Below are 25677 nucleotides of genomic sequence, written 5' to 3'. Positions count from 1 at the left end.
AATATAATGACTTTAGCATTATAACACACTTTTGCCACATTGAAAGATTTTTTTCAAATGTATCATTCGTGTAAAAAAAGTGAGTTATAGTATCATGAAGATAGAAAGGTGGAGATGATATGAACATTTCAATTGTTGGTGCAGGTGCTTTAGGAAGTTATTTTGGTACTCGTTGGAGTAAAGCTGGTGCTAATGTGCAATTTGTGGTTCGTAACAAGCGTGCTGCCCAATTAAAAGAAAATGGGCTTAAAATCAATAGTATTAACGGCGATGATCAAATCGAAAGGCCTGTGATCATTACCGACCCAACTCAAGCAGCACCTACTGATATTATCGTTGTGTCAGTAAAAGGGTATCACTTAGAAAGCGTGATCGATACACTTAAAAAGTTAGTTAGTCCACATACATATATATTACCTATTCTCAACGGTGTTAAGCATTACGACATGTTAACTGTTCATTTTGGCAAGGAAAAAGTACTTGGAGGTTTAGCCAATATTATCGCGACATTAGATGACAAGGGACATGTAACACATACAAGCAAGATCGATGAAATTCGATTCGGTCCTCTAGATGAAGGGCAGTTTAAAATTTGCGAACAACTAGCCGAAATTTCAGCTACCGCCAACATGACTTCCAAGTATAGTAATAAGATTTTAACGGATATATGGTATAAGTATATGTTTATTACAGCATTTTCGGGAATCACTACCGTCAGTAACATGGAGATAGGTGACCTTCTTACACATCAGGAAACGAAGGATATTATTCACCAGCTGTTTCACGAAATGAGGCAGATTGCTGCTTGTGAAAAGGTAGATCTGACTGATCAACATCTAGAAAAAGCTTGGAAAACATTGTACAGTTTACCTACCAACGCGACTTCTTCGATGCACCAGGATTATCGCAAAGGACTCCGTGTGGAATTAGAACATTTACAAGGTACGGCTATTGAGTTAGCAAACAAACATCAACTTGATATTCCCCATTTAAAAACCATTTATGGAGTTTTAAAAGCGCAGATATCAAAAAGAAGGCCAATATGAAATATATCGACCTGCTGAACACCACTCCAGCTTTATAAAAGCGCAGAGCACCAATCAAAAGCTGATGATCACATTATTGATCATCAGCTTTTTGAAAAAAGATATCCTTTTGTTTACGTTCTTGCATTTCTTCTTTTGTATAAATTACATGCATTGGATTACCAGCAACAAACGTGCCCGCTTCAACATCTTTATGTACAACTGTACCTGCCGCGACAATTGCGCTATCACCTATTGTCACGCCAGGTAAGATGGTGCTATTGGCTCCAATCATTACTTCTTGTCCAATAAAAACATCACCTAAACGATATTCTTCAATTAAGTATTCATGAGCTAAAATCGTGGTGTTATAACCGATTACCGTATTTTTCCCGACGTGAATTTTTTCTGGGAACATAATATCTAACATGACCATTAGTGCAAAAGCAGTTTCATTCCCGACATCCATCCTCAAAAAAGTACGATACATCGCATTTTTTAATTTTAAAAAAGGGGTGTATCTAGCAAGCTGAATTACAATAAAATTTTTGATTACTTTCCAGAAAGGAACGGTCTTATAGACATGCCATAAACTATTGGCTCCATGAACACGATATCGATCTGTTTTGCGCATATTTATTCCACTCCAACGATTTGTAATAGATCACTCATTTCTTCTAACATATAATCCGGATTATGGGCCTCTAATACTTTTCTTCCTTTTATCGTCCAGGCAACACCTGCCGTTTGAACACCAGCATTATGACCTGCTTCGATGTCATGGTAGTTATCTCCGACCATCATCGTTGTCATCGGATTTGCTTTTAATTCATCAATAGCTTTTAAAATAGGTTCCGGATGTGGTTTGGCATTATCGACATCATCAAGTCCGATTAACACATCAAAAAGTTGATCCATTCCGGTGATCTTCAAACCTAATTTAGCAGTATCACTCAGTTTTGTTGTAACAATTGCTAATTTGACTCCTGATTCCTTCAATTTTTTGATCGTACCGACTACAGTTGGATACGCTTCTACATATTTTTCATGGTTGGCATAATTATGCTCCCGATAAGTCTTCATCATTTCTTCTACTTTTTCTTGGTTAACTTTTTTCATACTATCCACTAATGGCGGTCCGATAAAATCGAGGATTTCTTCTCGCGTATATGTGCGATCTCCGTATTTCTCCAGAGTGTGACTAAAGGAAGCGATAATCAATTCATTCGTATTAATTAACGTTCCATCTAAATCGAATAAAATCGTTTCTACTTTCATGCTTTTACCTCCAAATGACGAGAAACGAGCTTTTGCTTGAACATAGCAAAAGCTCAACGTTCCTTATTTCTTCTTATCTTGTGTTATTTTTTTACCTTGATACGTTCTATCGGCTAAGCCTTTCTTGCGACGGTAAAGTACTAAAAGCACTGCACCCACAATTAACATAATCGAAATAAACTGCGCTGTCCTTAGATCACCAACAATATATAAACTATCGGTTCTCATCCCTTCAATGAAGAAACGTCCGATTGAATACGAAATGACATAAGTCAAGAACATTTCGCCACGACGCAATGGGTACTTGCGCAAGATTATTAATAAAATGAAAACAATGATATTCCAAACCGATTCATATAAAAAGGTTGGATGATACATCGTACCGTCAATACACATTTGATTCATAATAAAATCTGGTAAGTATTGATGAAAATTTTGATATGTAGCTTCTGAAATAGGTCCACCGTGTGCTTCTTGGTTCATAAAATTGCCCCAGCGACCAATTGCTTGTCCTAGTATAATACTTGGCGCAACGATATCGGCAATTTGCCAAAAAGATAGCTTTTTCACTCGTGTATAAAGGATAGCCGTTAACACAGCACCAATTAATGCACCATGTATGGCAATACCACCTTCCCAAATTGCAAACACTTTCCACCAAGGTTCCTCCACATAGCGATCCCATTCAAAAATAACATAGTATGCACGTGCAGATATAATAGCAATTGGTATGGCAAATACTACTAAATCGACAATATAATCCTTTTTTACACCTAATCGGTCTGCTTCCTTTGTCGCGATCCATAATGCCAAAAAGACACCAGATGCGATAATCACCCCGTACCAATAGATAGAAAATGGGCCTAATTGCAGGAAAACAGGATCAAGTGCAGGAGCTTCACATGCCAAAGTTGATCTCCTCCATTCATTAATTAATCCATATCTAGATCTGTATCAAATTCTGAAACCTCTTGCTCCCCATTTTGAATCATCTTCGATAATCGCTGGGAAAACTCTTCTGCTGCATTGACGCCCATTCGTTTCAGGCGGAAATTCATCGCAGCCACCTCTATAATAACAGCTAAGTTACGACCAGGTCGAACAGGAAGTGTTGCTTTTGGAATTTTAACATCAATAATTTGCATCGTTTCTTCTTCTAATCCTAGTCGGTCATATTGTTTCTTTTGATCCCATGTTTCCAGATTAATAACCAATGATATTCGTTTATGAGAGCGAACCGATCCCGCACCAAATAATGTCATGACATTAATAATACCTAATCCTCTTATCTCCAGTAAGTGTTCAATTAACGGAGGGGATGATCCAATTAACCGGTCATAGTCCTCTTGGCGAATTTCGACACTATCATCAGCTACAAGTCGATGTCCTCTTTTGACTAATTCCAGTGCTGTTTCACTTTTACCGACTCCACTTTGTCCAGTAATCAGTACACCAATCCCGTAGATATCAACTAAAACACCATGAACTGCTGTAAAAGGGGCAAATTTCGCCTCTAAAAAGTTTGTAATACGACTGATAACACGTGTTGTTTTATATGGTGAACGCATCAAAGGTACACCTGATGCTTCACAAGCTTCCACTAACTCAACTGGGACAGCCATATCTCTTGTTACGACAATGCCCGGTGTAATATCCGTACATAGACGATAAGAACGGTCCTTTTTTTCCTCTTGTGTTAATTCTGAAAAATATGATAATTCCGTTTTCCCTAATAATTGCAACCGATCTTTTGGATAATATTTAAAATAACCCGTCAACTCAATCCCCGGTCGAGAAACTTCACTCATAAAAATCTCACGATGAACTCCCTCCGCACCAGCAATCAGTTCAATCTTAAAGCGATCCAACAAATCCTGTGTACGCACCTTTGCCATACAAAAGCCCCCTTATCTCGGAACATAGGGACAGTGTCCTTGTCCCATTCTTTCATCTCTTTTTTATTCCATGATGTAACTATTGTAGCACTTTTTCAAAGATATAGTACAGATTTATTCGAAAAAATTCGAGCGTATGTCTTAATTGCATAAGGTAAATACTGCGCATCTCAGTCAAATTCGGTGTATGAAGTTCGCTAACTTCAATGTGGCAGTCACACCCACACTCCGACTGCACACTTCGCTTTCCGTGAGCTCCGGTTTAGCCTCCTCATGAGCAAAAAAGCGCTCATTGCTTGGTCTCAACGCTGCTTTTATTGGAGCATTTATTTCTTTTTTGTTCACACACTTTTACAGTGAACTCGAGTTGAAGCAGGCGGCCTTCATTAATATTTGCTCTATAACGTAATTAGCAAGTTACTTGATTGTCTATCTTTTGAATCTGGTAATAATCCATTATGCTAGCTGTATTAAGCGTTGTTGAACATATTTTAAAGCGGAGGAAAAATGTGTAGACTCCTACTGGAATAGCATGAGCTGAAGATCCATTTCGTGAAGAAAATTTAATTTTCTTCACGAAATTAGCTGAAGCCATGCCAGTGGAAAGCGAAACATTTTTCCGGAGCTTCTTCTAGCAGTCACTAAATTTCAAAATGGTTACTTGGATAAATAACTAGTACCTATCATACTTTACACCCAACTGTTTCACAGCGCGCTTTACTCATTTAAAATGCAGCAATGGCACAGGAATGTACTTTCTTAATTCCGCAGAAAAAAACCGCTATGTGACCACATAACGGTTAATCTTTTACTATCTTATTAATGACTAAATTCATAATCGAGAAAAGTATGGCTGCTATAAAGGTAGTGCCAAATCCGTCGATAATGAAATTACTACCTAATAATGCTTGAGTGAGCCATAAAGTGATCGCATTGATTACCAATAAAAATAACCCTAAGGTTATAATCGTGATAGGTAACGTTAGTATAACTAAAATTGGTTTTACAATAGCGTTCAATATAGCAAGAATAACACTAGCAATCAAAGCAACAACAAAACCCTCAATGATAAAGCCTTCAAATAAATAGTCAATTAACATTAAGGCTAATGCATTAAATACAAGTGATAAAATCCAGCGCATGCTTAAGAATCACCTCTCTTAGGTATGATGAACGCTGCTGCTATATACAAAATAAATAGTGGGAATCCAGCTGTAAAAATCAGCAATATAATATATAACAAGCGTAATATTGTCGCATCTAAATTAGACGCTTCTGCAATGCCTCCTAATACTCCTGCTACCATCTTGTTAGTTTCGGAACGATACAATTTATTATTCATATCGTTAGTCCTCCTAGGTCAGTTTCGTATTATTACAATTCCACACTTTGAGACAAATTAAACCTTGTTATTATACTATGATTTTTTCTAAGAAATTTGCTTAAAATTTCCAAGTATAAAAAGATTCTACACCTAACCATTGTTTGGTTGCTTCTACAATATCATCAGCTTCGTTTCTGACCTTGGAGAGCATACCATCAGCCTGTGATTGATGCGCTTGGATTGTTTCAAATTTTTTAGTGAACACTTCACTTACATCATTCTGGATATCTGGCTCACCTAGTTCTTCCAAATGATTACGGCTGATTGCTTGTGCCCAAACAGTAGGGCGTTCATTTTCAGAGAACTTTTCTACTGCTTTAATTGCCGCTGCACCGAATGCATCATGGTCAGGGTGTACAGCATGTCCCGGATAGTGCGTTATAACTAATGATGGCTTAATTTTATCTAAATAAGAAAAAAGATGTTCTGCTACTTCCTCGGTAGATTCAAATTCTAAAGTTTTATCTCGATATCCCAGCATCTCTAAGTTAATGTCTAGAACTTCACATGCTTTGATTAATTCGTTTTTTCTAATTTCAGGTAAAGTTTCTCTTGTAGCAAAAGTAGGATTCCCCATATTTCTTCCCATTTCACCTAATGTTCCACACAAATAGGTGACAGGAACCCCTTTTTCTCGAAAAGTTGTGATCGTTCCAGATGCACCAAATGCTTCATCATCGGGATGTGGATAAATAACTACAACGTGTTCTGACACAATAATTCCCCCTCTTCGTTAATACTGAAATGGTGATTCACTTATTTGTAAAGCAACCATTAATCTTCCTTCACGATCATGACCTGCCATTAAAAGGCGCTTTTGCATATCCACTTCGAACTGGTTAACACCTTCTGCATATATCCAGCCAATATCCAGCTTTAGTCCAACACGATATGTAGCTCCTGCTCCTACTACCTTTCCTCTCTGATATGTTACTTTAGCATTACGAATAAATGCCCCTACATTATAGGCATCTTGGTTAAAATGGCTTGCATATGCTCCATTGGTCGTTTCCAAGTGAACATATACTTCTTTATTTGCAAAACTATCAATATATTCTTGTAGTTGATTGATTTCGATTGGTTCCATAGAAAATGGACTCCTCCTCTTCCAACATTCTGCCTCTATTTTAGCATAGTATCAGCAGAAGTTCTTGTCTCAGAATTGCAAGATTTTTCTGATAATAAGTAAGTAACTTGGAGTAGAAATAATGACTGCCCTTATGGGGACAGCCATTGATGCTTAACTACCTATCTTCGCTTCCATTCTAGCTTTGTCTCTCTCTAAAATAGGTTTTAAATACCTTCCGGTGTGGGATTCCTCAACTTCTGCGATTTTCTCTGGTGTGCCAGTTGCGACAATCGTTCCACCACCATCGCCGCCTTCTGGACCGAGGTCAATAATATGGTCTGCTGCTTTAATCACATCTAAATTATGCTCGATAATAATAACGGTATCTCCATTTTCAACTAGACGCTCGATTACCGCTAACAGACGCGAGATATCATCGATATGCAAGCCTGTTGTCGGCTCATCCAAAATATACAGTGATTTTCCGTTTGAACGGCGATGTAATTCACTTGCCAATTTTACACGCTGTGCTTCACCACCTGACAATGTGGTTGCTGGTTGTCCGAGACGGATATATCCTAACCCAACATCATAAATGGTTTCTAATTTTCGTTTGATCTTCGGAATATTTTCAAAGAATTTCATTGCTTCTTCGATTGTCATATCTAAAACATCAGCAATATTTTTCCCTTTATATTTCACCTCTAATGTTTCGCGATTATATCGTTTGCCTTCACAGACTTCACAAGGAACATAGACATCCGGTAAAAAGTGCATTTCGATTTTTATTATTCCATCACCACGACAGGCTTCACAACGACCGCCTTTGACATTGAAACTGAAACGTCCTTTTTTATAACCCCGGATTTTTGCTTCATTCGTTCGGGCAAAAACATCACGAATATCATCAAATGCACCTGTATAAGTTGCCGGATTGGATCGAGGTGTTCTGCCAATTGGTGATTGATCAATATCGATAACTTTTTCTAAATATTCGATTCCTCTAATTTCTTTATGCTTACCAGGTTTTTGTTTCCCACGATGCAGTTGCGCCGAAAGACTTTTGTGTAATATCTCATTGATTAAAGAGCTTTTTCCTGATCCAGAAACACCAGTAACTGCTGTATAAATACCGATTGGAATCTTGACATCGACATTTTTTAAATTGTTTTCTTCAGCTCCTATGATTTCGATAAACCGTTCATCAGGAGCAGAGCGTTTAGCAGGGACTGGGATGAACTTATCTCCGGATAAATACTGACCAGTTAATGATTTTTTCTTTTTCATCACTTGGTTTGGAGTTCCCTGTGCTACAACTTCTCCGCCATGTTCCCCTGCACCTGGACCAATATCAATTAAATAATCAGCCGCTAACATCGTATCTTCATCATGTTCCACAACAATCAGTGTATTACCAAGATCGCGCATACGTTCCAATGTCTGGATCAATCGATCATTATCTCGTTGGTGTAACCCAATTGATGGTTCATCTAATACGTAGAGCACACCGGTTAATGCGGAACCGATTTGTGTTGCTAGACGAATACGCTGTGCTTCCCCACCTGATAACGAACCAGCAGAACGGGATAAAGTGAGATATTCTAGACCAACATTTTTTAAGAATGTTAAGCGATCATCTAATTCATTAATGATCATATGTGCGATTTGTTTATCTTTTTCAGATAATTTGAGTGATGTAAAAAAGTGATGTGCTTCTGTCACAGATAGTGCTGTGACTTGACCAATATGCAAGTCATTTACTTTAACGGCAAGTGCTTCCTCGTTTAAACGGTAACCTTCACATGACGGGCAGGCTTTCGTTGTCATATATTTTCCCATTTGCTCACGGATAAAATCTGATGACGTTTCACGGTAACGACGAGCAATATTATTTAATACTCCTTCAAAATAAATATCATTTTCACGAAGCATGCCATAATCATTTTCATAACGAAAATAGATTTTTTCTTTCCCACTACCATACAAAATCTTCTCTAATTGTTTTTTTGGCAGTTTTTTCACCGGTACATCCATATCTATTCCATAGTGTTTACAAACACTTTTCAGTAATTGCGGATAGTATTGTGAACTTGTCGGCTCCCATGCAGCAATAGCCCCTTGGTTAAGGGTTAAGTCCTTGTTCGGGATCACCAGGTCAATGTCTACTTCCAATTGTGAACCGAGACCATCACAAGTTTTACAAGCTCCCCAAGGACTGTTAAAAGAGAATAGCCTTGGTTCCAATTCATCGATGGAAAATCCGCAAATTGGACAGGCATGATTTTCGCTAAATAATAGTTCTTCATCATCAATAACATCGACGATAACTTTACCATCGCCTAATTTTAAGGCTGTTTCCAAGGAATCAGATAGTCGACCTGTGATACCGTCTTTGACTACAATCCGATCGATCACTACTTCAATCGAATGTTTCTTATTTTTATCTAATTGAATATCATCACTAATTTCCCGCATTTCTCCGTCGATACGCAAACGGATATATCCTTCTTTTTGTAAGTCCTCTAACACTTTTACATGTGTTCCTTTACGACCAGAAATGACCGGGGCAAGGATTTGTAATTTCGTTCGTTCGGGATAATCCATAATGCGATCGACCATTTGCTCAACAGTTTGAGAAGTAATTTCCTCACCATGAATTGGACAAATCGGATGTCCAATCCTGGCAAATAGTAAACGCATATAGTCATAGATTTCTGTTACGGTGCCAACCGTGGAACGCGGATTTCGGCTTGTCGTTTTCTGATCGATCGAGATCGCGGGCGACAAGCCTTCGATAGAATCAACATCCGGTTTGTCCATTTGTCCTAAAAATTGACGAGCATATGCCGAGAGTGATTCGACATATCGTCGTTGTCCTTCAGCATAGATCGTATCAAAAGCTAATGATGATTTACCTGAACCAGATAATCCTGTTAAAACAACTAACTTATCCTTTGGAATATCAATGGATACATTTTTCAAATTATGAGCACGTGCTCCTTTTATCGAAATGGATTTTTTAGCCATTTATTTCACCCTTCTGCTTTCAATTCTAAAACAAGATCACGAAGCTCTGCTGCTCGTTCGAAATCGAGCTCGCGAGCCGCTTGTTTCATTTCGTTTTCCATTTTCTCGATTAAATCCTGCTTTTCCTTCTTCGTCATTTCACTTACTTGTTTTGCTGTGCTATCATATTGTTCTTCATCTTCTGCCGCCATAGTTGCACGGATCACATCGCGAACTCCCTTATTGATCGTTTGCGGTATGATACCATGCTTTTCATTATAGGTCTGTTGTTTTTCTCGACGTCGATATGTTTCGTCGATAGCGGTTTGCATCGAATCTGTAATTCTGTCAGCATACATAATAACCCTACCATTTTCATTACGAGCCGCACGCCCCATCGTTTGGATTAAGGAACGTTCAGAACGTAAGAAACCTTCTTTATCAGCATCCAAAATCGCTACGAGCGATACTTCTGGAATATCCAATCCTTCCCGTAACAGGTTAATACCGACTAAGACATCATATTTACCTACTCGTAAATCACGAATGACTTCGATTCGTTCTAATGTTTTAATTTCAGAATGTAAGTAAGCAACTTTTAGCCCAACTTCTTTTAGATAATCCGTTAAATCCTCTGACATTTTTTTCGTAAGTGTTGTTACTAACACTCGCTCATTGCGATCGACTCTTTTGTTGATTTCACCGATTAAATCATCTACTTGACCATCGATAGGTCGAACATCCACTTCTGGATCTAATAAACCTGTCGGACGGATTATTTGCTCTGTCATCTGAGGTGTATGTTCTAGTTCATATGGTCCTGGTGTTGCAGATACATAGATCAGTTGGTTTGCTTTTTTCTCAAATTCTTCAAATGTCAATGGACGGTTATCTAAAGCAGACGGTAAACGGAAACCGTGGTCTACTAATACCTGTTTCCGTGCCTGGTCTCCGTTATACATCCCGCGAATTTGCGGTAAGGTAACATGAGATTCATCAATGACTATGAGGGAATCATCCGGAAAATAATCAATTAATGTATAGGGAGTCGAACCAGGTTCTCTTAATGTAAGATGACGGGAATAATTTTCGATTCCTGAGCAAAATCCCATCTCCTCCATCATTTCCAGGTCATAATTGGTTCGTTGTTCCAAACGTTGTGCTTCTAATAATTTATCTTCTTCACGAAACTTTTCTAGTTGTTGCTGTAATTCTTTTTTGATGTTTTCCATTGCTACTTTTAATTTTTCTTCTCGGGTAACGAAGTGTGATGCAGGAAAAATCGCAATGTGCTCACGATCACCGATGATTTCACCTGTTAACGCATCTACTTCACGGATTCGATCGATTTCATCACCGAAAAATTCAACACGGATACAATGCTCTTCTCTTGATGCTGGAATAATTTCGACTGAATCACCACGCACACGGAATGTACCGCGTTGAAAGTCAATATCATTTCGAGCATATTGAATATCGACGAGACCTCTTAATAATTCATCTCGGTCTTTCTCCATACCTACTCTCAAGGATAACACTTGGCTGCGATATTCTTCCGGCGAACCTAAACCATAAATACAAGATACACTAGCAACGATTAAGACATCACTACGTTCAAACAGTGCGGACGTTGCTGAGTGTCGCAGTTTATCAATTTCGTCATTGATGCTCGCATCTTTTTCAATAAACGTATCTGTAGATGGGACATATGCTTCTGGTTGATAATAATCATAGTAACTGACAAAATATTCAACCGCATTGTTTGGGAAAAATTCTTTAAATTCACTGTAAAGCTGCCCCGCTAACGTCTTGTTATGTGCAATAACTAATGTTGGCCGATTAATCTCTTTGACCACATTACTGATGGTAAACGTCTTCCCAGTCCCAGTTGCTCCGAGCAAGGTCTGGTGACGTTTCTTTTTCTCAATGCCTGTTACCAGCTCCTTAATCGCTTTAGGCTGGTCCCCTTGTGGCTGATAAGGTGCTTGTAATGAAAAAGTTTGTTCTTCCACCTTGATACCTCCGTTCTCATACTACTTTTTATATTATACACTATATTCCATTAAAAAGCGAACAAATATTCGTTTTGCTTTTTGATTCTCTTTCTACATTATAACCAAAGGTGTCGGGATGATAAAAAGATATGATGTAATGGAGGGATAGTAGTGGATCACGGAGCTATGTTAGGGGTTACTATCAACTTTGGGGATTTTACTATCAACTTTTGAGATTTACTATCAACCTTCAATCATCAATCAAACACAGTAAGAAAAACCGAGCAAAATTCGCTCAGTCCTTATCATAAATGCTCAAGATTCACGCTTCCTCTAGTGCCCATTATGGCATTATATCAACTGCTTGACCACCACTCCGGCGGCCTGCGCTATTATCATGCTCTACAACGCTAGCATGAGGTAACAGGGTTGTTTTTACTCACAAATAACTATTTTTAACCTATTGTAAAAAATCAATCTATTACTTCTGACAAGAATTGTTGCACCTCCTCATAGCGGAGACTAATTACGAAGACTCCTGTGAGAATTGCACGAGCCGAAAATCCACTTTGCAAAGTTAGTTGAGGCCGTGCCCATGGAAAGCGAAGTAATTAGTCGGAGCGTTGCGAAAATACATCAAACATTTCAAAATAACTACTTCGCTTAATGCAGTCATTGCACTGATTTTATACTTTCTGTACTTACAAAAAAACCACAGCTATTCATTGCTGTGGCTTTTCTCATCATATGGTTTGATCGTATTGGTTTACTTCATATAAATCAATAAGGTCGATCTCTGGATGTTTATCAATGAACCATCTTAAGGCGAAATCGTTTTTAAACAACACGAGGAATTCGCCTTCACGGTCTTTCACTAACAGGTTGCGTTCATCAAATAATGTTGGATCGACTTGTTCTTTTTTAAGCCAACGGGGAATACGGTCACCAATTGATTCGAGCATCACTTCTACGTTATACTCATTTTTCATCCGATGCTGGAACACTTCATATTGCAGCTGTCCTACAGCACCGATGATCATCGAGTCGGTTGGATAACCGCGGAACAATTGGATCGCCCCCTCCTGTACGAGTTGCTCGATCCCTTTTCTAAACTGCTTCGCCTTCATCACATTCTTTGCCGTTACGCGCTGAAACATTTCAGGTGGGAATTGTGGCAGTTCATCATATTCAAATGACTTCTTCCCCTCGATCATTGTGTCGCCAATTCGGTATGATCCTGGATCGTAGACACCGATAATATCACCGGCATAGGCTTCTTCTACCGTATCACGTGATGAAGCAACAAATTGTTGCGTCTGCCCCAGGCGAATACTTTTCCCTGTACGAGCAAGCATTACATTCATACCACGCTCAAAACGGCCAGAGCAGACACGTAAAAAGGCAATCCGGTCACGGTGCTGTGGATTCATGTTTGCTTGAATTTTGAAAATGAATCCGGAAAAATCAGGATAATCAGGACTGATGACTTCTTCTTCTGTACGACGCGGTCCTGGTGCAGGAGCCATGTCGATGAACGTATCAAAAAAAGTCTGGACCCCGAATGGAGCGAGCGCACTACCGAAAAATACCGGTGTTTGCTCGCCAGCTAATACACGGTCTAACGAAAATTGATCACCAGCTTCATCCAGCAATTCCAATTCTTCCACCGTATCCTGATAGGTCGGATGATTATAAATATCTTCCTCTTTTTCCATCTCAGTCATAGGTATATAGGTTTCTTCTTCGTTACCATTAAAACGGATAAATTGATCATGGTAACGATCTAATATACCTAAGAAACGTTTCCCCATGCCGACCGGCCAATTCATAGGATAGGTTTCAATATTTAGGACATCCTCGATTTGGTCTAATAACTCTAACGGTTCGCGTCCTTCCCGGTCTAATTTATTAATAAACGTGAAGATCGGTATCCCACGCATTTTACAAACTTTAAACAGCTTGATCGTTTGGGCTTCGATCCCTTTGGTTGCATCAATGATCATGACTACACTATCGACAGCTGTTAAGGTTCGATAGGTATCTTCACTAAAATCTTCGTGACCAGGTGTGTCGAGAATATTAACTTTATGCCCTTTATAATCAAAGTTCATCACACTGGAAGTGACCGAAATCCCACGTTGCTTCTCAATCTCCATCCAGTCCGATGTCGCAAATTTTCCAGACTTCTTCCCTTTGACAGTACCTGCCGAGCGGATTAAATTTCCAAACAACAATAGCTTTTCTGTCATCGTTGTTTTCCCTGCATCAGGGTGAGAAATAATCGCAAATGTTTTTCTTTTTTGCACTTCTTCTTGTAATTCCATATTGTTACCTACTTTCTGCTAAACGTACCTTTTAACCTCTCCTATTTTACCACTTATCAAACAGAGATAAAATAAAAATATCATCTGGATGGCATCAAAAACAGAATCTGATATAATATAATGATGGATTCTTTAAATAAGGATGGGATCAATTTGCAACAAATTCAAATGACAGAACAATCGATCCGCCAGCTTACTGGTGAACGTTTCTATAAGCGAGGTTATCAATATTATCAAACAGGAAAAGTATACGGGCTTTCCTATAATCCGGAATCCAACTCTTGGCGTGGACTTGTGAAAGGAACGAAAATTTATACCGTTCGCATTTATTTTACGGACGAGATGAAAGTTGATACGATATGCAACTGTCCTGCCTTTGAGACACATGGTACATGTAAACATGTTGCCGCGGTGCTATTAGCCATTACGCAGGATGCGCAATCTAATCGCAGAAAATTCGCAGTGGATCGTGGTGCACAACAGGCACCTACACAGGATACCGATTTGTTCGCTAAACAACTATTACATACATTTCGTGATAAAAAAGAACAGACAGAGACACCGCTAGTGATTGAGACGGAATACCTTTTGTCTTTAACGAAGGCAAACAAAAACTCTCAGTATGCCCTTAGTATTGAGGTAAAAATCGGGGATAAAAGACCGTATGTAATTCGAGATATTCGCGGATTTTTAAAAGCGTTGAGTAGCGGTGAATCCTATAAAGTAAATCAAAGTTTTACTTTTTATCCATCGATTCATTACTTTACATCAAAAGATCAAAAAATGATCGAAATGCTTTTGACCTGTTATGAGCAGGAGCGTCTATTCGGAAATAGCTATGTTTTGAAATTGGAGCAACCTAGAAGTATTTATATTCCTCCAAGTTTAATTGACCAATTGTTAGATCAACTAACGGAAATGGACTATGTATTTCGACATCAACACAATAAGGAATATCAAGCAATAGAAGTGTGCGAACTGGCTGATCAGCTACAGTTCCATCTCGATTATCAACAGTCCAATAATTATACATTAGAGATGACCGATCTATCTGAATATTACTTTTTAGATAGTTATCGATACGTAATCCATGAACATCACTTCTACAAAATAACGTATCAACAGAAAATGATTTTAGAAAAATTGTTCCGTGTCATCCCTTTTCAAAATAAGAAAAAACAAATGATTTCGCCAAATGAAATGGATATCTTCGTCAAAAATGTCATGCCGCAATTTGAACAGGTTGGTACATTAAATATGACGGAAAAAATGGAAAAGCAGATCAACACGGCGCCATTACAGACAAAAATCTATGTCGACGAAATAGATGGAGCCTTAAAAGCTGAAGTGGAATATCACTATGGCGAATCCGTATTCACCCCTTTCTCCGAACAAGGATCAGGGGAAACAATTGTCAAACGCGAAACACACAAGGAGCAGGAAACACTGCAATTGCTTCGTGATGAAGCATTTATTGAAATGAACCAGGCGTTTTATTTGTTTAATGATGATGCGATTTATTCGTTCATCCATGAAGGTGTCTATCAAATGGAAACTGTAGCGTCTGTCTTCCTATCAAGAAGTGTGAAACAAATGCTGGCAGGCATCGATCAGATTACCTTACAATCCAATGTCGATTACCGCCCATCTGAAGGAATGCTAGATATTGAATTTGACTTGGAAGGTATTTCCGACGAAAATGTCGCAAACATCTTGCAAGCTTTAGTTGAAAAAAAGCGATATTATCGAATCCCAAACGGAGCACTAATCCATCTAGAATCAGATGACTTTTCTTCCTTTCAAAGGCTGCAAAGGACACTAGACTTGACCAAAAAGCAGATGGAAGATGGCAAAATCTCAATTCCAGCTGCTAAGAGTTTCCAGGTCGAAGAGGCATTGAATAAGACAGATCACCGCTATAGTGAATCATTCCAGCAAATGCTCGAGCAGTTAAAACATCCAGAGCAGCTACAATTTGAATTACCAGAGCAACTCGATGCGGATGTCCGCGACTACCAAGTCACTGGATTTCAATGGATGAAAGCATTATCGCATTATCATTTAGGCGGCATTTTAGCGGACGATATGGGGTTAGGCAAAACATTACAGACGATCAGTTATATTCTGTCAGAAGCAAATGGTAAAACTGGTCACTATCAAGCACTTGTCATTGCACCTGCATCACTGTTATACAATTGGAAAAAAGAAGTTGAAAAATTCGCACCAACACTGACTGCGGGTGTCATTATCGGACCTAAACAGGATCGACGAGAATTGTTGCAGCAGCATCAAGATACCAATATCCTTATTACATCCTATCCGACGCTACGCAAAGACCAGGATTTGTATGAACATCACTTGTTTGATTGCATTATTTTAGACGAAGCACAGGCGATCAAAAATCATTTAACCTTAACAGCAAAAGCGGTTCGATCATTACAGGCGAAACAATTTTTCGCACTGAGTGGTACACCTATCGAAAATACTTTGGATGAATTATGGTCGATTTTTTATACAATATCACCTGGGCTTTTCGGTAGCAAAAAAGCATTTAGTAACCTGGATACGGATTATATCGCCAAGATTACCAGACCATTCATTTTACGACGAGTAAAAAAAGAAGTACTGGATGAACTTCCAGACAAAATTGAGTCGGTTCAATATTCCGAACTAACGAAGGAACAAAAAGAAGTTTATATTGGATACTTACAACGGATTCAAAATGAACTAGATGAAACCATTGAAGAAAAAGGTTTTGATCGTGGAAAGCTGCAAATCTTAGCAGGACTTACCCGACTACGGCAAATCTGTTGCCATCCGAGTTTGTTTTTGGAAAATTATAGTGGGAAGTCAGGAAAGCTTGATCAGCTGATGGAGTTAACGACTGAATTAGAAGCAAATGGCAAACGAACATTGATTTTTTCACAATTTTCCAGCATGCTGGAAATTATTCGTGATACATTAGAAGCTAACGGTCAGGAAGTATTTTATTTGGATGGTTCCACTCCTTCTGAACAACGAATGAAGATGGTCGAAGCATTTAATGAAGGAGAAAAAGGATTTTTCCTCATTTCTCTCAAAGCTGGTGGAACAGGCCTTAACCTAACAGGTGCTGATACTGTGATTTTATATGATCTATGGTGGAATCCAGCAGTGGAGGAACAGGCAGCAGGAAGAGCGCATCGAATCGGTCAGAAAAACGTGGTACAAGTAATTCGATTTATTACCGAGGGAACAATTGAAGAAAAAATTTATCAACTGCAACAAAAGAAACGCGAACTTGTCGATCAAATAATTCAGCCAGGCGAAACGTTACTATCTAAATTATCAGAAGAAGAGATTCGCGAACTGTTGCAATTTAATGAAAAACAAGAGAGCTGATGATCAGCTCTCTTGTTTTTCTAATATGGTTTCTTGTACATAGCTATCATTTTCTTTCACAAACAATATTCCCAGTTTGTGATGCTCGCCTTCATATAATGCTCGTTGCGCAAAGCGGATTTCACCGTTTAAGTCTTTCACACTTAATTTACAAAAAGCTCGATTTTGATTCACTGCTTGATAAAAGGTTTCTTCATTTTCTACTGTTATTTCGTTCACTTTCACAATTCTTTCCCCTGGAATTAAACCTAAATCAACAGCTGGCGTATCTGGCAATGTTCCAAGTACTAACAGGCCTTCTTTGGCAGGACGGAAATACGGTGTATGCCGCTCTTCTGCTAAGCGGTAAACAATCTGTATTAACTCTTTTCCTAAGAATGCTACAACAAGCGCAACAACTGTTAAAAATGGCATGAAGTAACTGCCTGCTGCAATTAGTAAAGTCAATATCGCTAGTAATGCAACCCTTTTGGATAGCCATTTGGCTGCATCACGTGGCAATCGTGACTTCACGATATATTCAAAACCGAAAACATATGGTAAAATCATCACTCCAAAAGACTCGCCAGAAATCTCTAATAACGGCCACTCCGCAAAAGGCTCTATCCACCCACCAGGTACTAAAGCAATAAATGGGATAATGGTCAATTTTTTGATTCGATGCTGACCTAAATATTTACCGCGACTGCTTTTTACAAGTTCCGGATACGTATCATCATGCTGTACTTTTGCTAAGAACCATATTTCTGTTAGTAACAGAATACCAATAATAAAAGGTATATAAAATAAATCTGTTGCATCTAATAAGTCGAGCCAAGTGCTTGGTAGATAATCCTGCCCATATATGTTGAGAAAATACATCATTGCGGACACAATGGCTAACGTGTATCCTGCCGAAAGCCAACTAAATCGGTTACCAATTGCAACGATTAACATAACGAGACCTAATAATAGAGCAAATGGTATGGAAATCACAAAACCAAACGCAATCGCTAATATCGATAGGATCAAGCCTATCATGATCGATATCGACCATGTATGTTTTGCCTCATGAAAATATGGATATACTTTTGTTCCAAAGTTTTGACGATCCTTTTTAATGCGCCAATAACCGCTCAGCAATAGGAGCAGTACAAATAAATAGATAAACGGCTGCATAAAAACACGTGCGATAACCCCGCCAAACTCAATCAACCAATCCATCCCAAACAACCCCTCCCCAACAAACGTCTTTCGCCGATTCTTAATGTGGCAAAAATGAGTTCCACTTATCTATCTTGGTGAAAATTATGTATATTACTTCTATTATGATTTCTGAAACGCAAAGTGCATCTTTAAAAACTTAAAACTCTATCATATCAACACTTTACTATTAATCAGTATAAAACGCAAATGCAAATTGGTGTATACTATTGAGAGTTTCTGGGGCTATTTTTGGGGCTGTTTTGGACTGAAAATAATACGTGGGTAGATGATAATAAGGGATAAATTAAGCACCTACTTATTCGGTAGGTGCCTTGTCATATGCTCCATGTTTGATCAGATGCATCTTTTACGAAGATGGTGTTTCATCGGGTGTAGATCTCTATTGATTAAGTTTTTTACTTCATCTTCATAGTAAACAAAAGTTTGGCCGTTTTCATCAAAACTTAGATAAAATTTATTAAAAAAAATACATGTGATTGTTCATATTTCTTTTATTATCATAGGAAATTTGATATAGTTTTAAATATGATTCTGAATAATTTATAGTTCTTTTTTCTTATATATATATATATAAGAATTATAAAAACAACTGAAAGGATGACATCTATGAAGAAACTACCAATATGGCAAAGACTACAGTTTACTATTACATTGGCTCTTGTTATTGTATTATTGTTAAACTCCATTATCTCTAATTTTATTATTACGTTGATTGACATGACTGGATTTGACCTAGGCGTAATTGGTATATGGTTAAATAATTTTATGAATATTATCGTAGCAACTATTTTGATTAGTTTACTTTTAAGATTTTTAATTTTAAAGCCTATTTTTAAGATGGAAAAAATGCTAAGACAATTCGAAAGCGGCGAGTATGAAGTACGTTTTAAAGAAAAAAACTTCAAAAGTGAAATATCTTTTTTTGGTTTACAATTAAATCATTTATTTGAACAGATCTCAACCTTTCAAGCGAATCAACAAAGGCAAAATGATATTGTAGAATCTAAATCGCAAAGCATCTTAAAAAAGGTAAATCAGATTACGGATTCACTGTCTAAGTTGAAAGAACATCAGGAAAGCATTACTATTTATTCGAATGATAATGTAAGTGCGTTTGAGGAAACAACCTCTATAAATGAGAATATGAATGACACTATACAATCCATTGCAATTGAATTAAAAGAAGTAACTGAAAGCTTTAAAAACATGCAAAAACGCGCAGAAACTGGTGTTTCTCAAATCGAAAACTCATCTGAAATCATGGCGGAAATCGCAAAAAAATCTGAACAAACAAAAAATTCCATTGTTACACTTTCAGATGAAATAATAAAAATAAAAGAAGTTGTTACCTTAATTAATGATATTTCTGAACAGACGAACTTGTTAGCGTTAAATGCTTCCATCGAAGCTGCACGTGCAGGAGAACATGGAAAAGGTTTCTCAATTGTGGCCGAAGAAGTTCGGAAATTGGCAGAAGGTTCTGTTGAAGCTACAGAACAAATTACAGAAACTGTGGAACGAATTTTATATGATGTCGATAATATTTCAAATCAATCTAAAAATAGAGCTGATAGCATTAATAAAGAAGCGAATAGTATATTAAATTTAAATGATAGTTTCAAAGACATTATTGACAGTATCGTTCAAAACATTGAGCATACAAAGAAAATCAATAAAGATACACAGTCTATCGCAGAATCAAGTTCTGAAATTACAACAACGATGGATAATTTAACATCTAATACAGAAAAAACAAATAATCATATTGTTGAAGTCACTAACTCTTTAGAGCATCAATTAGAAGATACCAAAGAAATGCAAGAAGAAATCCATTCACTCAGAGAATCCTTTTTAGATAAATAACTATTCGTACTTTTTTAGCACCAGTGGGAGAACTGGTGCTTTTTACATACTTAAAACTGCATTTAGTAGAATCACCTTTAATTCGACAAACTACTCCACTTTTATTATAATACAGTACACTCTACGTACGGAAAATATGGATGAAAAATTATGTAGCCTTCAACACTAGGGCTCTTTTAATACAAAAAAATTTAATCCGGCTATAAGGAAGAAAGTGCATTTGATAATTGAGGAGTTGTTTGGGAGGGTAGCCATATAAGCAGTAAACAAAATATGAATCATCTGGTATAATGCGGTTATTATTTATGCTATGGGAAGTGATTCATATTCTTTACACTATTGCACTGTTTATACTCGCTGGCTTATTTGAAATTGGTGGTGGTTATTTAATTTGGCTCTGGTTACGTGAAGGTAAACCCTATTATTGGGGAATCGGTGGAGGATTAGGATTAGCACTTTATGGAGTAATTGCTACCTTTCAATCCTTTCCATCTTTTGGTCGTGTGTACGCTGCATACGGAGGTGTATTTATTATACTATCCGTTCTTTGGGGATGGGGTGTTGATCGAAAAACACCTGATTTATATGATTGGCTCGGTGCAAGCATTTGCCTTATAGGGGTTTCCATCATGTTATTTGCACCGCGTAACTAATATAAAAAATCCTTACCCGAGATACGGAGTTTAGCGGTGTGTGGTAAAGGGTAAGGACTGAACTCAATGTGAGAAGGGAGAACTTTCGATATTTTAAGATAAAAGGGAAAAAACCACCACTTATTAGTGATGGGCGTTGAGGGGAATGCAGTGTTAGTGTTTGCATTACGGCACTGCTTTTTTAGTATGGATAAAATGATAAAAATTATGATGTTTTTGCAGGAATTTTGTTGGGTGTTCTTTAATCCTTTATCTAATTAATACATTTAATTTAAACAAATGGGTAATTTAAATAAAAGTAAATTTTTATATGTTAAGGAGAATTAATGTGAACCAAATAATACTATGGGGGATGTTTCTAATTCCTATCGCATCACTAGTGCTAGTTGGAGATAAGACTTTTAAAAGATTTCTTCCGGTTGCTTTGTTTGTTACTGTAATCAACACTCTTATTTACCAAGCTGCATATCATTATAATTGGTGGAGAGAGCCTGGGCTGTTTGCCTGGGATAAAGTCGCAAATATTCCTTGGGTCTATAGTGCTTATTTAGTAGCAACAATATGGATATTTAAGTTTACCTATGGAAAATTTATTGCATATATAATAACAATTCTTATATTAGATGGTGCATACATATATTTATGGTATCCAATTCAACAAAAACTTGGCTTAGCCACCGGTGAAATGTCACCGCATATTACCTATTTAACGATGATAGGCGTAGCCCTTTTAATATACCTTTTTCAGATTTGGTATGAAGAAGGCAAACAAAGTAATAAAGGTATAAACTAAAACTTTGATAATTTCTTCTTTAATTAATGGATACTTTTTTCGAAATAAGCAGAAGTATATATTAAAAATTTAAGCCCAGGCTTTCCACACCTGGGCAATTGTTAACGACATAGATTATATTGTATTCACGACTTAATTAAAATGTACCTTTATTCAAACGACGTTGCAACTCTTTAACCACAAGAGACGGACGGCTTAATTTCTTATCATAAACGGTACCTAAATACTTCTGTAACCTTCCAATCGTATTAGGACCTAGTAAACCATCCACGTTAGCACCAATCTTGCTTTGCAGTGCTTTAATGGCTAAGCTACCCTTTTTACCATTGCCAAAATCAATAGTGGATCCGTATAAAGCTTCGGTGATTGTATTACGTAATTGGTCACTGATAATACCATCGGCAATAGTACCCAACGCTTTTTGTAACTCGTAAGTTGTCTCAGTACCCCACTTACCATCAACAGTAAGAAACTCTTTTTCTTTTTGTTTACTTTTTGATTGGATAGGTTTTGCAGGTTTTTTAGACTTATTAAGCCCAAAAACTTTAACAATCGCATTTACATGCCCGTGTGCTACCCTGTCACGGAAGTTTGCTGACTTCAATTTATTAGCATCTGATTTGTCATCAATAAAACCATTCTCTGTTAGTATTGCTGGCAGGCTCGTCAACCGTAACACTGCAAAGTTAGCTTGTTTTTTGCCTCGATTGTCGAAGCTTGTTTCTTTAACAACTTCAGTATTCATAATGTTTTGGTTTGCCTTCGTAGCCTCTGAAGAAGTTCGGTTATAAATAAAGTCTTCATAACCATCTCCACCACCAGCATTAATGTGCACACTGATAAAGTAATCTGCTCCCCAGCTATTTGCAAGATTCGCACGTTCTGATAAAGAAAGAAACTTGTCTGTAGTACGACTAAGTTTAACTTGTATTCCTGGATAACCCTTTAGTTTCTTCTCGATTCGTTTTGCAATGTCTAATACAAGTACTTTTTCTTGCAAGCCATTTGCAACTGCTCCTGGATCTTGACCACCATGTCCAGGATCTAAAAAGATTTTTACCATCTTATTTTCCCTCCTTATCATTAAATTCATTGCGGATTTCTTCTGTTATTCTTTGACTATTTCCCTCTTGATCCATCATTGATCGAATTCTCTTAGCTAAGTTTTTAGGAACGACAACATCAACTTCAGCAAGATTTTCGATAATACTCAAACCTTCATTGGCAATATAAAAAAGCACAGTCGCTGCACCATTTAAACCTAATATTTGATCTACTACGTTGGCCAAGATGATCACTACCAGAATAAGTAACTTTCCGCGTTTGCTAAAAACATAATTTTAAAAATATAATAAAACGCCTATATAACAGCATTTTTGAGGTTTGGCGAAAATTAAAATAAAACTATTTTTAGGTTAAAACTGTATCATTTATAGTATCACATACATTTTAAGAACCTACTTATTTCGTAGGTACTGATTTTTCTTTAATTAATTTTCCATTTATGGTATATTATTCATTGATAATTAAAAGGGAGGAAATACATACCATGAAAAAAGCATTACTTTTACTATTCTCTATTGTACTAGCAGGACTACTGGTAGCGTGTGGAGATGGCGAAGACGCTGGTACATCTGAGGACAATCAGTCAACAGAAGAAAATACTGAGCAAGCATCGGGTGAAGAAGAAGCAAGTGATGGAAGTGAAGAAGCTGAAGCTACAGAAGAAGAGGAAAAAACGTCTGATAATAAGCTTATCGAAATAAACGAAGAGATTGAAGACAACGATAATTTTAAAGCGACTTTAGTTAGTATCGAAAGAATCTATGACGAAACTTTTGACGAAGAAAAAATCGATGTTACCTTTGAAGTTGAAAATAAGCGTGATGAAACTATAGAATTCCAAGCACGTGAAGTTTCAATTGATGGAAAGATGGTTGATGAAAGCTTACTTATGATGAGCACCGAAGTATCAAGTGGCAAATCAGCAGATGCAGTTCTTACTATTCAAGATTATGAAGGTGGAGAACTTCCAGCAATGGAAGAAGATTTCGAAATGCTATTAAATGTATTTAGTTGGGACAACATGGATTATGAAGAACAAGCAGAGGTTAGCGTGACATTTGAATAAAGATTAAGCCCTGGTTTTTCACGCCAGGGCTTTTTCAATACAAAGGAAAAACGGAATTATTTTAATCCGGCTATAAGGAAGAAGGTTCTTTTGATATTGGAGGATTATTTTGAGTCAGTTGAGATGAAAGTTGTTTAACAAAATGGTGCGAACAGAATATGATTTAGATTAATAAAGGCAGGATATCAAAATTGATACCCTGCGTAAAAAGAGAGCGTAAAAAGTTTTGTGTAAATGGTTATACTTACCAAAAAGGAGATGATCATTTATGCAAGACTTTTTTTATGACAAAACGATTAAAGAACTAACGAAGGATTGTCGTACAGTAGAGGATGTTCAGGAGATGATGAAGCAATTGTTTAAAGACACGCTTCAACAGGTATTTGAAGCCGAATTAGAAGAAGAATTAGGCTACCAGAAACACAGTATAAAAGGAAATAACACAGGTAATAGTCGAAATGGGTACAGTAAGAAAGGGATCCAATCAAAGTTTGGAAAAGTAGATCTTCATATTCCAAGAGATCGAAATGGCGATTATGAACCGAAAATTGTTAAGAAACACGAAAAGACGGTAAACGGAATTGAAGAACAAATATTAGGGTTATATGCCAAAGGGATGTCCACAAGAGATATTGAAGATCAAATGAGAGATGTGTATGGCATCGACATTTCTCCTACATTGGTTAGTAAAGTTACCGATAAAATCATGCCTCTGGTGACCGAATGGCAAAATCGACCGCTAAATCGTGTTTATCCGATTGTTTTCTTAGATGCGATTCACTTCAAGGTTCGGAAAGAAAATCGAATTGTCAATAAAGCAGCTTATACGGTATTAGCGATTAATATGGAGGGCCAGAAGGAGATTTTAGGTATCTGGATTGGCGAAAGTGAAAGTTCTAGCTTTTGGCTTGGTGTATGTACCGATCTAAAAAATAGAGGGGTGGAAGATATCTTAATTGCTTGTAAAGACGGGCTTTCTGGTTTTTCTGAAGCTATAAACTCAGTCTTTCCACGCACAGAGATACAACTTTGTGTGATTCATCAAATCAGAAATTCCATGAAATACGTTTCCTACAAAGAACAAAAAGTGGTGATGAAAGACTTGAAGAAGGTTTATCAAGCGCTCACTTTAGAAGAAGCAGAAATGGAGTTTGCGACATTCAAAGAAACTTGGGGCAAAAAGCACCCTATCATCATACGCTCTTGGGAACAAAACTGGTTAGAATTAACGACATATTTTCAGTATCCACACGAAATACGGAGAGCGATTTATACAACTAATATCGTAGAAGGCTATCATCGCCAACTGCGAAAAGTAACAAAAACAAAATCAGCCTTTCCATCAGATGAAGCTTTGCGCAAAATGATTTACCTTACTACGATGGCAATTTCTAAAAAATGGACTATGCCGATAAGAGGATGGACAGAATGTATATCACAACTTGCCATCTATTTTGGAGAGAGGCTAGAATCGGAGCTGTCACTATGACCTCTAGTAGAGTGCCGGCTTGACATGGAGCCTCTGCGGGCGTGATGGTTTGGCGATGGAGATACCTTTAAAAAACAAAGCTATCGCCAACGGAAAAGATGAGTGTATCACGCCCGCCTCTCCACGTAAAGCCTTTAGATGTTAGTTGAGTGCAATTCCCATTTACACAAAATAATTTATACTCCC

General features: G+C 37.4%; 21 protein-coding genes. 7 read left to right on the top strand and 14 right to left on the bottom strand.

All coding sequences use genetic code 11. The annotated features are described in order from the left end of the window. The first annotated feature begins 119 nt into the window (after positions 1-119). On the top strand, positions 120-1046 hold the full coding sequence (locus J5J03_RS07170) for a ketopantoate reductase family protein (protein WP_208587986.1): 927 nt from the start codon (positions 120-122) through the stop codon (positions 1044-1046). 73 nt (positions 1047-1119) lie between these two features. On the opposite strand, the gene J5J03_RS07165 is transcribed toward J5J03_RS07170, so the two are convergent. From J5J03_RS07165 to J5J03_RS07115, 11 genes are all read right to left on the bottom strand, one after another. Further along, positions 1120-1659, bottom strand: coding sequence for an acyltransferase (locus J5J03_RS07165; RefSeq protein WP_208587984.1), 540 nt, complete (start codon positions 1657-1659; stop codon positions 1120-1122). 2 nt (positions 1660-1661) lie between these two features. After that, positions 1662-2303 carry a pyrophosphatase PpaX gene (gene ppaX / locus J5J03_RS07160; protein ID WP_208587982.1) on the bottom strand — a complete coding sequence of 214 codons (642 nt, stop codon included), beginning with the start codon at positions 2301-2303 and terminating at the stop codon, positions 1662-1664. 63 nt (positions 2304-2366) lie between these two features. After that, a complete protein-coding gene (gene lgt / locus J5J03_RS07155; RefSeq protein ID WP_208587980.1) occupies positions 2367-3212 on the bottom strand; it encodes a prolipoprotein diacylglyceryl transferase in 846 nt (281 codons plus the stop codon). Positions 3213-3235: 23 nt separating this feature from the next. Next, the gene (hprK, locus tag J5J03_RS07150; RefSeq protein ID WP_208587978.1) at positions 3236-4198 is read right to left on the bottom strand and encodes an HPr(Ser) kinase/phosphatase; all 963 of its coding nucleotides are present in this window, start codon (positions 4196-4198) and stop codon (positions 3236-3238) included. An 800-nt stretch (positions 4199-4998) separates the two neighbouring features. Beyond that, positions 4999-5340 carry a phage holin family protein gene (locus tag J5J03_RS07145; RefSeq protein WP_208587976.1) on the bottom strand — a complete coding sequence of 114 codons (342 nt, stop codon included), beginning with the start codon at positions 5338-5340 and terminating at the stop codon, positions 4999-5001. A gap of 2 nt (positions 5341-5342) precedes the next feature. After that, complete coding sequence (locus J5J03_RS07140; RefSeq protein WP_208587974.1) at positions 5343-5540, bottom strand: PspC domain-containing protein; 198 nt, start codon at positions 5538-5540, stop codon at positions 5343-5345. Positions 5541-5640: 100 nt separating this feature from the next. Further along, positions 5641-6297, bottom strand: coding sequence for a bacillithiol biosynthesis deacetylase BshB2 (gene bshB2 / locus J5J03_RS07135; protein WP_208587972.1), 657 nt, complete (start codon positions 6295-6297; stop codon positions 5641-5643). 18 nt (positions 6298-6315) lie between these two features. After that, positions 6316-6669, bottom strand: coding sequence for a YojF family protein (locus J5J03_RS07130; protein WP_208587970.1), 354 nt, complete (start codon positions 6667-6669; stop codon positions 6316-6318). A 153-nt stretch (positions 6670-6822) separates the two neighbouring features. Then, complete coding sequence (gene uvrA / locus J5J03_RS07125; RefSeq protein WP_208587968.1) at positions 6823-9678, bottom strand: excinuclease ABC subunit UvrA; 2856 nt, start codon at positions 9676-9678, stop codon at positions 6823-6825. A 5-nt stretch (positions 9679-9683) separates the two neighbouring features. Next, positions 9684-11669, bottom strand: a complete 1986-nt coding sequence (gene uvrB, locus J5J03_RS07120; protein ID WP_208587959.1) for an excinuclease ABC subunit UvrB — start codon at positions 11667-11669, stop codon at positions 9684-9686. 725 nt (positions 11670-12394) lie between these two features. Continuing rightward, on the bottom strand, positions 12395-13975 hold the full coding sequence (locus tag J5J03_RS07115; RefSeq protein ID WP_208587957.1) for a peptide chain release factor 3: 1581 nt from the start codon (positions 13973-13975) through the stop codon (positions 12395-12397). A 153-nt stretch (positions 13976-14128) separates the two neighbouring features. On the opposite strand from J5J03_RS07115, the gene J5J03_RS07110 reads away from it, so the two are divergent. Next, a complete protein-coding gene (locus J5J03_RS07110; protein WP_208587955.1) occupies positions 14129-17356 on the top strand; it encodes a DEAD/DEAH box helicase in 3228 nt (1075 codons plus the stop codon). Positions 17357-17359: 3 nt separating this feature from the next. On the opposite strand, the gene J5J03_RS07105 is transcribed toward J5J03_RS07110, so the two are convergent. After that, on the bottom strand, positions 17360-18559 hold the full coding sequence (locus J5J03_RS07105; protein ID WP_208587953.1) for a PDZ domain-containing protein: 1200 nt from the start codon (positions 18557-18559) through the stop codon (positions 17360-17362). A 609-nt stretch (positions 18560-19168) separates the two neighbouring features. Between J5J03_RS07105 and J5J03_RS07100 the strand changes: the two genes are divergently transcribed. The 3 genes from J5J03_RS07100 to J5J03_RS07090 all read left to right on the top strand — a co-directional run bounded on the left by J5J03_RS07100 (position 19169) and on the right by J5J03_RS07090 (position 21871). After that, a complete protein-coding gene (locus J5J03_RS07100; RefSeq protein WP_208587951.1) occupies positions 19169-20425 on the top strand; it encodes a methyl-accepting chemotaxis protein in 1257 nt (418 codons plus the stop codon). Positions 20426-20730: 305 nt separating this feature from the next. Further along, complete coding sequence (locus tag J5J03_RS07095) at positions 20731-21078, top strand: YnfA family protein (protein ID WP_208587949.1); 348 nt, start codon at positions 20731-20733, stop codon at positions 21076-21078. 328 nt (positions 21079-21406) lie between these two features. Then, positions 21407-21871, top strand: a complete 465-nt coding sequence (locus tag J5J03_RS07090) for a hypothetical protein (protein WP_331460448.1) — start codon at positions 21407-21409, stop codon at positions 21869-21871. A 136-nt stretch (positions 21872-22007) separates the two neighbouring features. Here the strand turns inward: J5J03_RS07090 and J5J03_RS07085 are convergent, their stop codons facing one another. Together J5J03_RS07085 and J5J03_RS07080 are read right to left on the bottom strand one after the other, a co-directional pair. Beyond that, positions 22008-22934, bottom strand: coding sequence for an N-acetylmuramoyl-L-alanine amidase family protein (locus J5J03_RS07085; RefSeq protein WP_208587945.1), 927 nt, complete (start codon positions 22932-22934; stop codon positions 22008-22010). A gap of 1 nt (position 22935) precedes the next feature. Then, positions 22936-23160 carry a phage holin family protein gene (locus J5J03_RS07080; RefSeq protein ID WP_231710640.1) on the bottom strand — a complete coding sequence of 75 codons (225 nt, stop codon included), beginning with the start codon at positions 23158-23160 and terminating at the stop codon, positions 22936-22938. Between the two features lie 260 nt (positions 23161-23420). Between J5J03_RS07080 and J5J03_RS07075 the strand changes: the two genes are divergently transcribed. Both J5J03_RS07075 and J5J03_RS07070 read left to right on the top strand, forming a co-directional pair. Continuing rightward, positions 23421-24002 carry a hypothetical protein gene (locus tag J5J03_RS07075; RefSeq protein WP_208587943.1) on the top strand — a complete coding sequence of 194 codons (582 nt, stop codon included), beginning with the start codon at positions 23421-23423 and terminating at the stop codon, positions 24000-24002. Between the two features lie 268 nt (positions 24003-24270). Further along, positions 24271-25491: an IS256 family transposase gene (locus J5J03_RS07070; RefSeq protein WP_208587812.1), complete on the top strand. Its 1221-nt coding sequence runs from the start codon at positions 24271-24273 to the stop codon at positions 25489-25491. Positions 25492-25677 lie beyond the last annotated feature (186 nt).

This window comes from Gracilibacillus suaedae, from assembly GCF_017599345.1.
Lineage (GTDB): Bacteria > Bacillota > Bacilli > Bacillales > Amphibacillaceae > Gracilibacillus > Gracilibacillus suaedae.
Note: the sequence above shows the minus strand (reverse complement) of the source record. Positions and strands in the feature narration are given on the sequence as shown.

What these genes read in the sequence shown, in the direction of transcription:
- J5J03_RS07170 (WP_208587986.1), top strand. Translation starts at nt 120, where the DNA reads ATGAACATTTCAATTGTTGGTGCAGGTGCTTTAGGAAGTTATTTTGGT.
- J5J03_RS07165 (WP_208587984.1), bottom strand. Translation starts at nt 1,659, where the DNA reads ATGCGCAAAACAGATCGATATCGTGTTCATGGAGCCAATAGTTTATGG.
- ppaX (WP_208587982.1), bottom strand. Translation starts at nt 2,303, where the DNA reads ATGAAAGTAGAAACGATTTTATTCGATTTAGATGGAACGTTAATTAAT.
- hprK (WP_208587978.1), bottom strand. Translation starts at nt 4,198, where the DNA reads ATGGCAAAGGTGCGTACACAGGATTTGTTGGATCGCTTTAAGATTGAA.
- J5J03_RS07145 (WP_208587976.1), bottom strand. Translation starts at nt 5,340, where the DNA reads ATGCGCTGGATTTTATCACTTGTATTTAATGCATTAGCCTTAATGTTA.
- J5J03_RS07140 (WP_208587974.1), bottom strand. Translation starts at nt 5,540, where the DNA reads ATGAATAATAAATTGTATCGTTCCGAAACTAACAAGATGGTAGCAGGA.
- J5J03_RS07130 (WP_208587970.1), bottom strand. Translation starts at nt 6,669, where the DNA reads ATGGAACCAATCGAAATCAATCAACTACAAGAATATATTGATAGTTTT.
- uvrA (WP_208587968.1), bottom strand. Translation starts at nt 9,678, where the DNA reads ATGGCTAAAAAATCCATTTCGATAAAAGGAGCACGTGCTCATAATTTG.
- J5J03_RS07115 (WP_208587957.1), bottom strand. Translation starts at nt 13,975, where the DNA reads ATGGAATTACAAGAAGAAGTGCAAAAAAGAAAAACATTTGCGATTATT.
- J5J03_RS07105 (WP_208587953.1), bottom strand. Translation starts at nt 18,559, where the DNA reads ATGGATTGGTTGATTGAGTTTGGCGGGGTTATCGCACGTGTTTTTATG.
- J5J03_RS07100 (WP_208587951.1), top strand. Translation starts at nt 19,169, where the DNA reads ATGAAGAAACTACCAATATGGCAAAGACTACAGTTTACTATTACATTG.
- J5J03_RS07095 (WP_208587949.1), top strand. Translation starts at nt 20,731, where the DNA reads ATGCTATGGGAAGTGATTCATATTCTTTACACTATTGCACTGTTTATA.
- J5J03_RS07085 (WP_208587945.1), bottom strand. Translation starts at nt 22,934, where the DNA reads ATGGTAAAAATCTTTTTAGATCCTGGACATGGTGGTCAAGATCCAGGA.
- J5J03_RS07075 (WP_208587943.1), top strand. Translation starts at nt 23,421, where the DNA reads ATGAAAAAAGCATTACTTTTACTATTCTCTATTGTACTAGCAGGACTA.
- J5J03_RS07070 (WP_208587812.1), top strand. Translation starts at nt 24,271, where the DNA reads ATGCAAGACTTTTTTTATGACAAAACGATTAAAGAACTAACGAAGGAT.